The sequence below is a fragment of the Bacillus solitudinis genome, from assembly GCF_002797395.1.
GTDB classification, from domain to species: Bacteria; Bacillota; Bacilli; order Bacillales; family Bacillaceae_D; genus Halalkalibacter_A; species Halalkalibacter_A solitudinis.
This window is the reverse complement of sequence record NZ_KZ454943.1, coordinates 1448585-1462961: the sequence shown is the minus strand read 5'-3', so window position 1 is coordinate 1462961 and position 14377 is coordinate 1448585. Positions and strand designations below refer to the sequence as shown.

Below are 14377 nucleotides of genomic sequence, written 5' to 3'. Positions count from 1 at the left end.
ATAGTCTTATGAAACAGTGAGTTTCTCAACGTAAGACATGTAGGGAACTAAGCTATTGCTATTTTTTTAATATGCTATGTGACCAAACTTCTTTAAAATAAAACCGCAGATTTGCGGTTTTTTGTATATGTAGAATTAAATGAAGCTTATGCTACAATAATAGAAAATAGGACGGACATGTCAGAAAGGTGAAATCGTATATGAAGATAGAAACGAAATATACAGGAATGCTAAAGATTAGCGAAGAACAAGTGATTAAGTTTGAAAAAGGAATACCCGCATTTGAGGAGGAAACTCACTATGTCTTACTTCCGTTCGACGCGGAAACGCCTTTTTTTGTACTGCAATCGATTAAAACAGTCGAAGTTGCATTTATCGTCGTCAATCCATTTCAGTTTGTTCCAGAATATCAAGTGAAACTCCCGGATTCAACAATTGAACAGTTAGCAATAGAGAAAGAAGAAGAAGTTGCGACCTTTGTGATGCTAACCGTTCGAGACCCTTTCAACGAAACAACAGCAAATCTCCAAGCTCCAGTTATTATTAATGCCCTGAAGCAAAAAGGAAAGCAACTTTTGATGAGCGATAGTAGCTATAAGACGAAGCATTGGATTTTTGATAAGCAACCTGCAGCTGCTAAGGAGGAGAAATAGATGTTAGTCCTCTCTCGTAAAGTAAAAGAAGCGATACAAATCGGTGATGACATTGAAATCACAGTCCTCTCTATTGAAGGTGACCAAGTTAAACTAGGCATTAATGCACCACGACATGTTGAGATTCATCGCAAGGAAATTTATTTAGCGATTCAAGAAGAGAATAATGAAGCAGCTAAGACGATTTCTTTTGAGTCATTGAAAGGATTTTTCAAAGCGACGGGGAAAGAAAAATCATGAAGCTTCTTATTCAAAAAACATAATCCAGCACTCTGAAAATCCCGAACTTAAGTAGTTATAAAGTAAATCTCCTCACTTAAAAGAGTTGTTTATGTGAGGGGATTATTCAATTTCAGTCTTTTTTGCATGTGTATTATTTCCTATCAAGAATTGTATGAAAAAGTATATTAAAATTTATTATAAAAAATTAATCAAAACTATTAAACTTCCGAAAAATAAGACGATATAATGAATGTAAGTCAAAGCGCTCTTTTATGGCGGCCGACATAAAGGAGTAATTGACTGAGTATATCGACCTAACCACAAGGATGTGGACGGGATCTAATTCAAGGAGGAAATTTATTATGATTATCAATAACAATATTCCAGCTTTAAACACGTATCGTCAGATGGGCGCTAACCAAAAGAACAATGCAAACGCAATGGAGAAGCTTTCTTCAGGACTTCGTATTAACAAAGCAGGGGACGATGCAGCAGGTCTAGCAATCTCTGAAAAGATGCGTGCGCAAGTTCGTGGTTTAGACCAAGCGAGCCGTAACTCTCAAGATGGTATATCTATGATTCAAACTGCTGAGGGTGCGCTTCAAGAAACACAAAATATTCTACAACGTATGCGTGAGCTCGCAACACAATCAGCGAACGATACAAACGTAGATGTAGATCGTAAAGAAATCCAAAAGGAAATGAATCAACTAACTTCTGAAATCAATCGTATTGGTAATACCACTGAGTTCAATACTCAAAAATTAATTAATGGTGAAAAAGCAAATACGTTTACATCAGAAGTAGTTGGTATGAATTTTGTTGGCGGATCTGATACAGAAGCTAGTGTTGCTGGAACAGGTATAGATGTAAAACTTTTAGATGGTGCTAATGCGTTAGCAGAAGGTGAGCATACTCTTGATATTACTGTAGACAGAAATACTAGAGATGTACAATCATTAACTCCAACTGCCAATGACTTGGGTGGTACAGGAGCAAATGCAGGTGTAGTATTTGCAAATAACCAAATCACTGCAGACAATACAACAGCTGCAGAAACATGGACTATGACATTTGACGCTGCATCAAATAGCTTTACAGTTGCCAACGCAGGAGGAACTACAAGCGATGTTTATAACGTTGGAGAAGAATTTAATGCACATGGAGTTTCCTTTAAAATTGAAGATGTTGGAAGCTTAACAGATGGACAAACTCTAACTTTTGATACAACTATAGGTGCTGATGTAATAGGGACTGAATCTGCTGGATATACAGCTGGTACAGCACAGGACGCAGTGTTTAATGGTGCTGTAACTTTAACTGATGACAACCAAAACGAAATTTCGCAATATGCTGGTGGACGAGTTGAGATAGGAACTACATCAACAGATGTTTCTGTTAAAATCTATGATAAAGATAATAATTTAGTTGTAGATGATACTCTAGGTGCAGCTACAGGAACTTATGATAACCATGGTGTGAAATTTGAGATAACAGGTGCAGCAACTAGTAATGATAATGTTATTACAATGGATATTGCAGAAGACACTTATACAGTTCAAGGAAGCCTTAATGGTGGAGCTGCTCAAACACTTACAAGTAGTTACGATGGCATATCAACCGATTCTGTATCAGAATTCACTGGATTTGATGGTATCCAATTAGATAGTAGTGCTATCTTAGCATCTGGATCTCATACATTTAATGTTGAGCAAACAGTTGAGGAAAGCGGTGAAGATAACTCTCTTAATTTCCAAATTGGTGCAAACCAGAATCAAGCATTAAATTTAAGTATTTCTGATATGCGTTCTGAGGCTCTAGGAATTAGTAGTAAAGACTCTAATACGCTAACATTCATTAATCGTGATGGTATTGAGGAAACAGTTAATTTAACTGATTCTGAAGATGTAACTGATGGTACAAACTCTGCTGGTGTTGAACGTGCATTAGATGTGTCGACTCATGAAAATGCGGCGAAAGCAATTACCGTTATTAATAACGCAATTGAATCAGTTTCTTCAGAACGTTCTAAGCTTGGTGCAAACCAAAACCGTTTAGAGCACACAATCTCTAACTTAGGAACATCATCTGAAAACTTACAAGCAGCTGAATCTCGTATCCGTGACGTAGATATGGCGAAAGAAGTAATGGAAATGACTCGTACAAACATCCTTTCCCAAGCTTCTCAAGCAATGCTTGCACAGGCTAACCAAAAGCCACAATCAGTACTACAATTACTTGGATAAGATTTATATTTGGTTTAAGGGAGACTCTAGCTATGCTAGGGTCTCCTTTTTAGACATAAATAGAGAAGGTGATATCAATGAAAAGACCATGCCCTTGTTGTTATAGTAAAACAATTTACATTGAAGTTGATATTAGAGCAGATGGTGCTAGTTATCATTGACAGTGTGAATGTGGTGCTGAAATAAACTATGATGCAAATAAGCGGGGAAGTAATGTAAGTAACAATTCAATTTGTCCTAATGGATCTAAACTAAATGTATTTTAAAAATTAATGGATTGTGCCTGTGCCCCGAAAGCCCAAATTGAAAATACTAAAGTTTTCCCAAATTAGCCAGATGAACAAGAATCCATGTAGGTTCTTGTTTTTTTGAATTTCTTTGATCTTCTAAGAAGGGTTAGTAGAGAAATAGCAATAATTTGACATTACTGAAACTACTTTAGCTAATGAACAGGTCAATTTATGATTCGTTTTTGTCACTTTTTCCGAAGATTTTTTTTATCAAAAAACAACAACCACTCACATTTTATTCTATAATTGGATTGTAGCTAAAAAAAGAAGTGGGGTAGGTGTCAATCAGTACTTCAATTACTTGGATATCAACTTTCAACACCTGAAGATTGTTAGATTATGTAAAAGAGAAGGAGATTTAAATACCATACTAGTTTTATAGAGTTTGCTCTGTTAAGATTAATTATAATGAAGCAGTTAACTAGGTGGTTATAAAATGGATAAAGACCAACAAGAACAGAAAAGATTCCTTGAAGAACAGCTTCAATGGACTAGGGAACAAGATCGTATATTAGAAGAGATAGATGAGAAACTGCATGAAATGAAAAGAATAGCTGAATATGCGCTTGAACATGAGCCTTCAGTTTTAGAAACTAATAAGTTGAACAGTCAATTAAAAGAATTAAAAGATGAAGTCCAATCGCTCGAAAGACAGTTGCAGTCTATGATTCATTAATAAAAGGAGGTGTTTATATGGATATAGCACTACTTTCAATGGCACTTAGCCACGGTCAAGTCCAGCAGCAAGCTTCGATGTCAGTAATGAGGAAAGCAATGGGAAATGCAGAACAACAAGGCGAGGCGCTACAGACGTTAATGGGTACTGCGGACGCAGCTGCTATCCAACAAGCACAACATCCACATTTAGGTGGTAGCATCGATTTGAAATTGTAGAGAAGTATTAGGGAGTAGCCTTGAAGGTTGCTCTTTTTTTAGGTGAAAATAATAATAATCAAAAACAATTTTCAGTTGCTTCTTTTACTTAGTAAGTATTTTCTTATCGCTCTAAACAAAATGTTAAAAAATGACGATATAAGAAAAAAGTCTTATGAAATGAGTGAGCAATGTGGAACGTTATGTAGAAGTAATGAAGCAGTCAACGGAGTTAATGGCAACAATCGAAGAGGGAATTGATCATATCCGCTTTCAACTTAATGAGGGGAAGTATGAACAATCAATCCTTTTGTTTGAAGATGTATTAGTAGCTTATGTATCTGTTGAAAAATCTCTTTCTCCTTTAGTTACTAGTGTAGAGACGGAGAGTATTTCATCGAGTATGCAAACCTTAAAAGAAAATTTTGAACAGATTGTTGTATCTTTTGAACAAAAACAGTATGGGAAAGTAAAAGAAATCATTCAATTTACAGTGCTACCAATGGTTCAAAAAGTTAGAAAACAGCTTGAACAAGCATTTAATCAATATTTGATTTCTTAGGATAAAGGCAGTTTTGATGATACGACCAGTTTCGCCAAAAAGTGGAGGTGCGTTTTATGGAGATTAAAGTTTCGTCAACACCATCTTTGATATCTAACCATTCTAAGTCAAGAATCCAAGATGAAGACGCGAAAGTGCAAACAACAACATCGAGTGAACTTATTGAAGAAAGTGTTAAAGAATTAATAGAGCAACGTAAAAGTCCTCAATCTAGTAAATTGCTAGGTGAACAAATCGACAACATGAACAACTTATTAGAATCTAGTTTTACTTCATTAAAATTTAATTTACATGAAGATTTGCACAGATATTTCGTTCAGCTAGTCAATCCTGAAACAGAAGAGGTTGTGAAGGAGATACCTTCAGAAGAGTTTCTTGATATGGTCGCATCCATGCTTAAGCATGCAGGGCTGATTGTTGATAAAAGAATCTAAAAAGAGATGTTGAGAATTTCAACATCTCTTTCATTTTTGTTGAAAGGATTCTCAACATTTCTCAGTTTTAGTCGATATAAGTAATAGTATATCTAGTACGGGAGGTTTTTTGGAATATGAGAATATCAGGACTTGCTTCAGGAATGGATATTGAACAAATTGTTGGAGATATGATGAAAGCTCGTCGCATTCCGGTTGATAAAATGAAACAGGAACGGCAAACAATACAATGGAAAATGGAAGGTTATCGTGAAATTAATAATAAATTAAACACGTTTCGAAATAATATCTTTGATTCGGTCATGCGTGCTTCGAATATGCTTTCGAAAAAAGTGACGAGTACGGATGATAGTAAGGTTACAGCAACCGCGCTTTCGACGACAGGAAATCTCTCGATGCGAATTAAAAATGTAACTCAATTAGCTAGTGCCGCTGCAAATAGTAGTACAGCTCCCATTTCAACTTCACTCGAAGCAAAAATAAAACCAGCAGAAGCGTTAGGATCTCAATCATTTGGTGAACAAATTCAATGGCAGGATGGCATTGTTAGCAAAAAGAATATTAGTGTCTCTTCAACAGAACCAATTAGTCTTGGAGAAACGAATATAATTGCTCCGCACGATATGATTGTAAAAATGAACGGCAAAATGTATGACATCGTGACAGCTGAAAATACAGAATTAACAGACGATAATGTTTATCTGAATCAAACTGATGGAACTTTAACATTTAAAACTCCGCCTGCAAATGGGACAACCATTTCCACCGTCTTTATGACAGAAGCAGAAGTTGAAAGTTTTACAGGTCCTTCAAAGACCTTTCAGACAACAGGAACTATAGATATTTCCAAAGTTGCTATTACAGGTGACTCGAAAACCTATCTGCAAGAAGATATTGTCACGGATCGTACTAAATTGACACCAGATAACGTCTATGTAGACGTAGCTACGGGAGATATTGAATTTTTGAACGATCAAAATCAAGTTAAAGTGAATTTTGATTCAAAGCATCGTTATATTAAAGAAGTCGTAACAACCTACAATGAAAATAGTGCACAAAAAGATAGCTTCGTTTTTACAGCTAATCAAACATTAAATGATGTATTCACCGAATTAAGCCGTTCTACGGTTGGAGTTAGTGGCTTTTACGATGAATTTAAAGATAAAATTAGCGTCACAAGAACAGAAACGGGAAATCATAATGCGGATGTTACTGTGGATGGTGGTTATGAAATGAAGTTTGAGGGTGGTTTTTTTAGCAACGTGCTAAAAATCTCTGATGCGAATGAAACAGGTGGTGAAAATGCCAAGTTTACGCTAAATGGATTAGAAACCGAACGGACCTCAAACACATTTACCATATCAGGCATGACGATTTCCTTGAAGGAAGCAAATTTCACTGGTGAGGTCACCTTAAGCGCCTCAACAGACACCGATAAAACCTTTGATACAATTAAAAAATTCGTTGATGAGTACAATGAATTGCTTGGTTTTGTAAATGGTAAATTGAAAGAAGAGCGTTACCGAACTTATAAACCGTTAACAGATGATGAGCGAGAAGCTCTTTCTGATAAGGAAGTTGAAAAGTGGGAAGAAAAGGCGCGCAGTGGTTTGCTTCGAAATGATGCAACTCTTCGAAGCCCATTTGACCAAATGCGTCTTGATGTTTATAGCCCTGTGAATGGACAGCTTGATACAGTGTTCAAGCAACTTTCATCAATTGGAATTACGACTTCTAGAGATTTTATGGAGCGTGGGAAGTTGGAGCTAGATGAAGATAAGCTTCGAGCAGCGATTGAAAAAGATCCTGAGGGTGTTCATCAATTGTTTGTAGCAGACGGGGCCAATTTTAATGATAAAGGAATTGCTCGTCGCATGCGTGAGACGCTTGATACGGCTATTACCTCTGTCGCTGAACGTGCGGGTGGATTAAAGGGGAAAGTTCAAAATCAGCAATTTACTCTAGGACGAAATCTTAACTCAATTGAGGACCGGATTTCAAACTTTGAGCGTCGCTTACAGCAGGTTGAAGACCGCTACTGGAAGCAATTTACGGCGATGGAGAAAGCGATGCAAAACGCCAATACGCAAGCTGACTCGTTATTTAATATGTTAAATGGTGGACAACAACAATAATCTTATAAAATTGCTGGAAAAGGAAGGATGACATAAATGGCTGTAACACATATGCAAACAGCATATAAGCAAAATGCAATGAACACGGCATCACCAGGAGAGTTAACGTTAATGCTCTACAATGGCTGTCTGAAATTTATCAAACAAGCAAAACTAGCAATCGATGAGAATGATATTGAAAAACGTAATGTAAACATTACCAAAGCGCAAAATATTATTCGCGAACTGATGGTTACCTTAAAGGCTGACACTGAGCTTGGAATGAATATGTTGCGTATGTATGATTTTATTCTTAGTCGCTTAATTGATGCGAATGTTCAAAATGAGCGTAAAATGCTTGAAGAGGCGGAGGAACTTGTTATAGAATTCCGCGATACGTGGAAGGAAATCATCCAAATTGACCGTCAGCAACGTCATGGGGCTGGCGGTAAAGCCTAATGTCAGTCGTCAAAGAGCTTTACTTTGAGACAAAGGCGTTGAATGAGTTTGCGGGTCAGCCGTTTCCAAAGGAAGATGATGAACGAGATGCCTTTATCGAAAAGCTTAATGCCGATATTGAAAAGCGCGAAGGCTTAATTGAACAAGTTAACGTCGATGATTTAAATGATGGGGAGAAAAAACTTGGACAAGAAATTGTGAAGCTTAATCAAGTGTTGAACAAACGGTTGGAGCAAATTCACCAAGAAATACGTGCGAACCTTACGCAACTTAAAGAAAAGAAGAATACCGGACGCAAATACGAAAACCCCTACGAGGGTCCAACCACAGATGGCGTCTTCTTCGACAAACGTGGTGTCTAAATAAGGAAAGCCAATCCAAAGATTGGCTTTTTCTTTTTAATAGAAGAAGGCGAAAAAGCGCAGGATGGAAATCAACCCATCGTACGCTTTTCAATTCATCTTTCCAAAGTTACTTACTCCACCACTTCTTCTTTCCCCTCAACCTCAAACTCCTCCTCAGGGAACTCCTCAAACTCCATAGGCTCAAAGTCGTCGAAGTTTAGATTGAATTCTTCCGCGGTATCAAGGATATGTGCTGGTACGTCGATGGTTTCAAATTCGTCAAATTCACTAAATATAAAAGAGGATTGCTGGGTGACTGTTTTTGCATCTCCGGCATCCATTCCCATTTCGTAATGGAGCGTGACCTCCATCTTTTCATATAAAAAGGTTTCTTTGTTGATATAGATGTGGTAATCGACGGATTTTACTTCCATTATTGAGAGGACTTCACCCATGTCGGTTGTTAGCTGCTTACCAATGACGTTGTACAGTTGGTCGGCAAACGGCTCGGCTTCGTCACTAGTCTTTTTGACTTTAATGAGATAGTGTTCTTCCGTTTCTGTATGCTCTAAGTTCTCTGTTTCTTTTAATAGAGGAGAGACGTGATCCCCGGGTTGGATTTCCATGGCTTGAAGGGCCAGTATGTCGTTAGAAAAGTCATCGGGGTATTTGACCCAAATGTTTTCCATGCTGTCTTTGATGTAGGTGCCATCAGGGGTATGGTAAATCTCTGCCTCGATGTCGCCCATTTCGGGTAGGCTCATGTTTGTTTTTTGGTAAAAGCTAAACGGTTCTTTCCTTGTATTCATTGATTTCTTAATTTCTTGGATAAATGGCTCCTCGACTTCAGGGCGATCTGTGGTTTGTTGTATATGAATGTCCGTTGCAAAGCTTTGAATGCCTTCTAATGCTTCGATTGATTTGTTTATAATGTCGTGTGTAGAAAGGATGGGTTCCTCTTCAATTTCTTTTGGTTCTTCCTCAGGTGCCTCATTTACAATTGGTTCAATCGGTTCAACTATAGCTGGTGTTTCAGTGTTATTGCAGGCATAAAGTAGAAGAAGTGTAGCCGCTGGGGCTAGTAACCACTTTTTACGCATGATGTTCCCCCTCAAATGGAGCTGGCCATCATAATGAGCCGTGCACATGTTTGCCCGGCTGTCACTTATGACGGTTCTGCTCGTTACGATGTTCCTATTTTACCAAAGCTAAGGAAGAGATCAAAGAGGAAAAAGACTTCCATGTTAGAATAAACGCATACCAACCTTTACTATTACTAGGTAAAAGGTCGGGATGCGTTTTATATGTGATAGCGAAGATAAACCATCCTCTAAGAGGAGAGGTAGCCATCACGAGGAAGCAACAAAGCCGACGGGGAAGGACTTTTGTCGGTTCTGTTGCAAATGAGGAGATAGTGGATGTATCTATGTATATCATCTTGAGTGAAATTAACTCCTGGAAGTTAATACCATTGTAATGGGCACTTGGGTAGAAAAACAACTAGAAATATAAAGCTAAAGATTATTTTTACAATTTTAACCAATTTATTTAACTTGAGTCGTTTGCATTTTCTCCCAGCCTGTTTGAAATCTACAAATTTTCAGTCAAAACGTCGGTGTTTTAATAAAATCCGCGTAGGTTTTTATTACCAATTTACTTTTTGTATAAAGAGGGAATGGGTGGAGAAGAATGAATAATGAATATCATATCGAGTGAAAAGTCATGAATAATTTAGTGCTAAAGTAAGCGTTACCAATGAGTTATGCTAATTCGCTAAAAAGCTACATTTAATGACAGAATCACGCGGTAGAAAGCGTTTGACATTGCTAAAAAGCGCTGATATAGTTAAAGTGTGGAAATAATCATCCACATAGATTTATGAATTAAGTTACGAAGGGAATGTGAAAGCATGCAAGGAAAAGTAAAATGGTTTAACGCAGAAAAAGGTTTTGGATTTATTGAGCGCGAAGATGGGGATGACGTATTCGTTCATTTCTCAGCTATCAATTCTGATGGATTCAAGTCTCTAGACGAAGGTCAAGAAGTTGAATTTGAAATCGTTGAAGGTGCTCGTGGTCCACAAGCTGCGAACGTAGTTAAGCTTTAATTCACATTCCTGGGTAGGAAATGAATGATAGCTAAAACCATCCAAACCCATCTCGCTATAGAGGTGGGTTTTTTAATGTGTATAGACTTAATTGAGCGCTTTATTTGTTTCCTATATAATTTAAGAATAGAACAACTTTGAATACAAAATTCTATGAGTAGAGTAAGGACGGGGGGATTTGATGCGATTTCAACCACTAGGCGATCAGGCGATTCGTGTGCAATTCGGTCAGGACGTCGAGTTTCGGACGCATCAAGACATTCGGCAGTTTTGTTTAACGCTTGAACGAAGACAAGTACCCGCAATCATTGAATGGGTGCCGAGTTATACGGCCGTGACTATTTATTATGATCTATCATTATGTACATACGAAGAAATGAAAGAAAAATTGCAAAAAATCATGAAAAAAGTGGAAGGAGAAGAGCTTCCACCGCCAAGGATCGTCGAGGTTCCAACCTGTTATGGAGACGACTTAGGTCCTGACCTTGAAACGGTTGCCCATCATAATGGGCTGAAACCAGACGAAGTCATTGCCCTTCATAGTGAAGGGGAATACATCGTGTATATGCTAGGGTTTTCTCCTGGCTTTCCTTATTTAGGGGGACTGCATCCAAGGCTTGCCACTCCAAGACTTGCTTCGCCTCGTGCAGTAACACCAGCCGGTTCGGTTGGGATTGCTGGAGAGCAAACGGGAATTTATTCAATTGAAACGCCTGGTGGCTGGCAAATCATTGGGAGAACGCCTCTTTCTCTTTATGACCCGTATCGAAAAGATCCGACACTGTTTCAAATGGGCGATATCGTTAAGTTTGTTCCGATTTCAAAACGAGTTTATGAGGAAATCAAAGTAAAAGGGTATAAAGCGGGAGGAGGGTACGCATGATGCGGATTGATTTAAATTGTGATGTTGGGGAAAGCTTTGGTGCCTATAAAATCGGCGAGGATGAACTTGTTTTTGGCAATATTACCTCTGCTAATATCGCATGTGGCTATCATGCTGGCGATCATAATGTGATGGCAAAAACAGTCAAGATCGCTTTAGAAAATGGTGTTGCAATTGGGGCACATCCAGGGTTTGCTGACCTGCAGGGGTTTGGGCGAAGGTATATGCAAACGAGTCTAGATGATATTTATCATTCAGTCCTTTATCAAATTGGCGCGTTGCACGGCATTTGTGTTGCGCACGGAACGAAAATCAACCATGTTAAGCCGCACGGGGCGTTGTATAATGCCGCCGCTAAAGACCGAGGGATAGGGGATGCAATTGCGAAGGCTGTTTCAGACATTGATCAAAATCTTATTTTGTATGGATTGGCTGGTAGTGAGCTTGTTTCAGCAGGAGAACGGTTTGGCTTGAGGGTCGCCAATGAGGTGTTTGCTGATCGGACGTATCAAGCTGATGGCACGCTTACGTCAAGGACGTGTCCGAATGCACTAATTTCTGACCCGGAGGAAGCGATGCAACAGGTATTACTGATGGTAAAGGAAGGGAAAGTTCGCGCTGTCGATGGAACGATTCTTTCATTAAAGGCAGATACCATTTGTGTTCATGGTGATGAGGAGCGCGCGCTGACTTTTGTAAAAGTTTTGCGTGAACGATTGTTATCTGAAAAAGTTCAATTGAAGGCGATTGGTGATGGCCATGAGTGAGGCCTGCTTTAAGGTCGTTAAGGCTGGACTACTTACAACGGTTCAGGACGCTGGAAGAAGAGGCTATCTGCATGCAGGAGTTGTGGCCTCGGGAGTGATGGATCCTTTCGCGTACCGGATCAGTAATTTGCTCGTTGGCAATTCAGACGATGCGGCTGTTTTAGAGGCGACGATGGTTGGTCCGACTTTACTTGCAGAGAGAGACCAATTTATAAGTATTTGTGGTGCTGATTTGTCTGCTACGATACAGGGGAGGCGTGTTCCGCTTTGGGCATCATTTCGGATGCGCAAAGGGGAGCAGCTTTCATTTGGTAAGCCAGTTGACGGAGTTCGTGCTTATATTGCGGTTCGTGGCGGGATTGATGTTCCGAAGATTCTTGGTAGTCGATCGACTTATCTTAAAGGAAAACTTGGTGGGTTTAACGGGCGTGCCCTACAAAAGGGAGATTCTCTTTGTGCAGGAAAAATAAGTGGGGCGTGGTTAGGGCACAGATTGGCTGCGTCATTCGTACCGAGTTACAAAGAAAAAGTTGTGTCACTTCGGGTGCTGCTTGGTCCAGACAAGGAAATGTTTACAAAAGAAGGGATAAACCATTTTTTATCAACATATTATAAGCTAACCAATGCGAGTGACCGGATGGGCTGCAGATTAACTGGTGCTGAAATTGAGCATGCGGATAAGGCTGATATTTTATCAGATGCGGTAACATTCGGAACGATTCAGGTACCGAAAAATGGTCAACCAATTATTCTCCTAGCTGATCGGCAAACCACAGGAGGATATCCAAGAATTGCTCATGTTATTGATGTGGATCTTCAGAAGCTAGGCCAGTTAAAACCAGGGCAAGAGGTCAGGTTTAAGGAGATTGATATTGAAACAGCCCAAAAGATGGCTTCCGGGCATTATAATTGGTTGAGGTGGATGAGATTGTCAATCGACTCGACATTTGGCCATATTAAAATAAAAAATTTGTCTGATTAAAGCCTGATATGACAAGGAATGGCTTCTCTCGACAAAAAAAATTTGAATTTACTAAATGTTTAAGAAGGATTTACAATCGGGTATAGAGAATAGTATTACATAGAAAAGGAGGAGTTCTCTATGAATTATAATATCCGTGGTGAAAACATTGAAGTAACTCCAGCTTTACGAGAGTATATTGAGAAAAAAGTTGGAAAGCTTGAACGTTACTTTGACACAACTCCGGTTGCCGATGTCAATGTGAGAATGCAAGTGTTAAATAGCCAACATATCATTGAGATTACGATCCCAATGTCTCAACTCTTATTACGTGGTGAAGAAGTCCATGGCGATATGTATGCTGCCGTTGATAATGTTGTTGAGAAGCTTGAACGACAAATTCGTAAACACAAAACAAAAGTGAATCGTAAGTTCCGTCAAGAAGGCAGTTTGAAATATATGTTTAAAAATGAGTTAGAACCGATTGAAGAAGAAGGGGTTAGCTCAGATGAATTAGAAGTGGTTCGTACAAAACGTTTTAACCTTAAGCCGATGGATGCTGAGGAAGCGATTTTGCAAATGGACATGTTAGGACATAGTTTCTTCGTGTTCTCAAATGCAGTGGGTGGCGACACGAATGTTGTGTACCGTCGTAAAGATGGGCGTTATGGCTTAATTGAGCCGGAAGCTTAAACCGAAAGTTAGGGAGTGTAACCAATTGGTTACACTCCATTTTCGTCTCAGCTCCTTTAGCTGAGTGTTTCATACAACTTTTTCTCCATTAAGACAGAGTCGATTGGGCAGACATCTGAATCGCGGCCGTACTGCCACGCCCAGACATTGGAAGTGCAATCCGGTCGACTCGGGTTATAGCGAGGAATGCGGCGTTTCGGTGAAACGCCTCGCTCTGGTTCAGCACTGCAAATGACACTTTGCTCGGAAACAAGGGGGCTTTGTGTGACGGCTTGGCAGTAGGCGGCATTAAATGTTCCTTCAACTGGGTCGCCGTAAAATCCAGGACGGAAAGGACTGTTGTAAAATGCCTCGACCCAGGCAACAATCCAATCCGCATCCACTTCAAAAAAGTTTTCAACATTTGCAAAAATAAAGCTTCCTTCCCCAATTGTAAGTCGTCTTGCTTGAAAAATTGCATTACGTGCAGCCACTGTACCGGATCTTGCGCCAAGTGCGGCACTGAAGTTATTGTAAATTGGAAGTATCTTCATTCCTTTATTTCGGATGAACCTGACTTCGTCTGTTGTTAAGCCATCACTAACGTTTGGGATATCGTTCAAATAGCGTCCCCAGAAGTCAGGCTGTCCATAGTTATCAATGACACGTTTGTATAAAGTCTCGGTAACGGCCGCAGCGGAATCGACGCCCCAGTTTATTATTTTCATGATAAATCCTCCCCTCGAGCCTACTCTATGCAAAGATGATTGATTTGGAGCGTGGCAAACAG

General features: G+C 39.2%; 17 protein-coding genes. 15 read left to right on the top strand and 2 right to left on the bottom strand.

Annotated features, from left to right (window positions below; translation table 11 throughout):
* The first annotated feature begins 200 nt into the window (after window positions 1-200).
* The 10 genes from fliW to CEF19_RS07085 all read left to right on the top strand — a co-directional run bounded on the left by fliW (window position 201) and on the right by CEF19_RS07085 (window position 8215).
* Window positions 201-653, top strand: coding sequence for a flagellar assembly protein FliW (fliW, locus tag CEF19_RS07130; protein ID WP_100405456.1), 453 nt, complete (start codon window positions 201-203; stop codon window positions 651-653).
* On the top strand, window positions 654-893 hold the full coding sequence (gene csrA / locus CEF19_RS07125; RefSeq protein ID WP_100405455.1) for a carbon storage regulator CsrA: 240 nt from the start codon (window positions 654-656) through the stop codon (window positions 891-893).
* A 344-nt stretch (window positions 894-1237) separates the two neighbouring features.
* Entirely contained in the window at window positions 1238-3121 is a 1884-nt protein-coding gene (locus CEF19_RS24095) for a flagellin N-terminal helical domain-containing protein (RefSeq protein ID WP_100405454.1), read from the top strand.
* Window positions 3122-3847: 726 nt separating this feature from the next.
* The gene (locus tag CEF19_RS07115; RefSeq protein ID WP_100405453.1) at window positions 3848-4087 is read left to right on the top strand and encodes a hypothetical protein; all 240 of its coding nucleotides are present in this window, start codon (window positions 3848-3850) and stop codon (window positions 4085-4087) included.
* Window positions 4088-4104: 17 nt separating this feature from the next.
* Window positions 4105-4305 carry a YjfB family protein gene (locus CEF19_RS07110; RefSeq protein ID WP_100405452.1) on the top strand — a complete coding sequence of 67 codons (201 nt, stop codon included), beginning with the start codon at window positions 4105-4107 and terminating at the stop codon, window positions 4303-4305.
* A gap of 172 nt (window positions 4306-4477) precedes the next feature.
* Window positions 4478-4846: a DUF8042 domain-containing protein gene (locus CEF19_RS07105; RefSeq protein WP_100405451.1), complete on the top strand. Its 369-nt coding sequence runs from the start codon at window positions 4478-4480 to the stop codon at window positions 4844-4846.
* 56 nt (window positions 4847-4902) lie between these two features.
* Window positions 4903-5280, top strand: a complete 378-nt coding sequence (locus CEF19_RS07100; RefSeq protein WP_100405450.1) for a flagellar protein FlaG — start codon at window positions 4903-4905, stop codon at window positions 5278-5280.
* Window positions 5281-5396: 116 nt separating this feature from the next.
* Window positions 5397-7415, top strand: a complete 2019-nt coding sequence (fliD, locus tag CEF19_RS07095) for a flagellar filament capping protein FliD (RefSeq protein ID WP_100405449.1) — start codon at window positions 5397-5399, stop codon at window positions 7413-7415.
* 36 nt (window positions 7416-7451) lie between these two features.
* A complete protein-coding gene (fliS, locus tag CEF19_RS07090; RefSeq protein WP_100405448.1) occupies window positions 7452-7853 on the top strand; it encodes a flagellar export chaperone FliS in 402 nt (133 codons plus the stop codon).
* Entirely contained in the window at window positions 7853-8215 is a 363-nt protein-coding gene (locus CEF19_RS07085) for a flagellar protein FliT (protein ID WP_100405447.1), read from the top strand. Before fliS ends, CEF19_RS07085 begins: the two co-directional genes overlap by 1 nt.
* Window positions 8216-8328: 113 nt before the next feature.
* On the opposite strand, the gene CEF19_RS07080 is transcribed toward CEF19_RS07085, so the two are convergent.
* Window positions 8329-9297, bottom strand: a complete 969-nt coding sequence (locus tag CEF19_RS07080; RefSeq protein WP_100405446.1) for a DUF6612 family protein — start codon at window positions 9295-9297, stop codon at window positions 8329-8331.
* An 809-nt stretch (window positions 9298-10106) separates the two neighbouring features.
* Between CEF19_RS07080 and cspD the strand changes: the two genes are divergently transcribed.
* From cspD to hpf, 5 genes are all read left to right on the top strand, one after another.
* Window positions 10107-10304, top strand: coding sequence for a cold-shock protein CspD (gene cspD / locus CEF19_RS07075; protein WP_100405445.1), 198 nt, complete (start codon window positions 10107-10109; stop codon window positions 10302-10304).
* 181 nt (window positions 10305-10485) lie between these two features.
* Entirely contained in the window at window positions 10486-11187 is a 702-nt protein-coding gene (gene pxpB, locus CEF19_RS07070) for a 5-oxoprolinase subunit PxpB (RefSeq protein WP_100405444.1), read from the top strand.
* A complete protein-coding gene (locus tag CEF19_RS07065) occupies window positions 11184-11954 on the top strand; it encodes a LamB/YcsF family protein (protein ID WP_100405443.1) in 771 nt (256 codons plus the stop codon). The genes pxpB and CEF19_RS07065 overlap by 4 nt, the downstream gene beginning before the upstream one ends.
* Window positions 11941-12936 (top strand): 5-oxoprolinase subunit C family protein, encoded by a 996-nt coding sequence (locus tag CEF19_RS07060; protein WP_227521937.1) that lies wholly within the window; start codon window positions 11941-11943, stop codon window positions 12934-12936. The genes CEF19_RS07065 and CEF19_RS07060 overlap by 14 nt, the downstream gene beginning before the upstream one ends.
* Before the next feature lie 120 nt (window positions 12937-13056).
* Window positions 13057-13608 (top strand): ribosome hibernation-promoting factor, HPF/YfiA family, encoded by a 552-nt coding sequence (gene hpf / locus CEF19_RS07055; RefSeq protein ID WP_100405441.1) that lies wholly within the window; start codon window positions 13057-13059, stop codon window positions 13606-13608.
* 56 nt (window positions 13609-13664) lie between these two features.
* On the opposite strand, the gene CEF19_RS07050 is transcribed toward hpf, so the two are convergent.
* Window positions 13665-14315, bottom strand: a complete 651-nt coding sequence (locus CEF19_RS07050) for a glycoside hydrolase domain-containing protein (RefSeq protein WP_100405440.1) — start codon at window positions 14313-14315, stop codon at window positions 13665-13667.
* Between the last annotated feature and the right edge of the window lie 62 nt (window positions 14316-14377).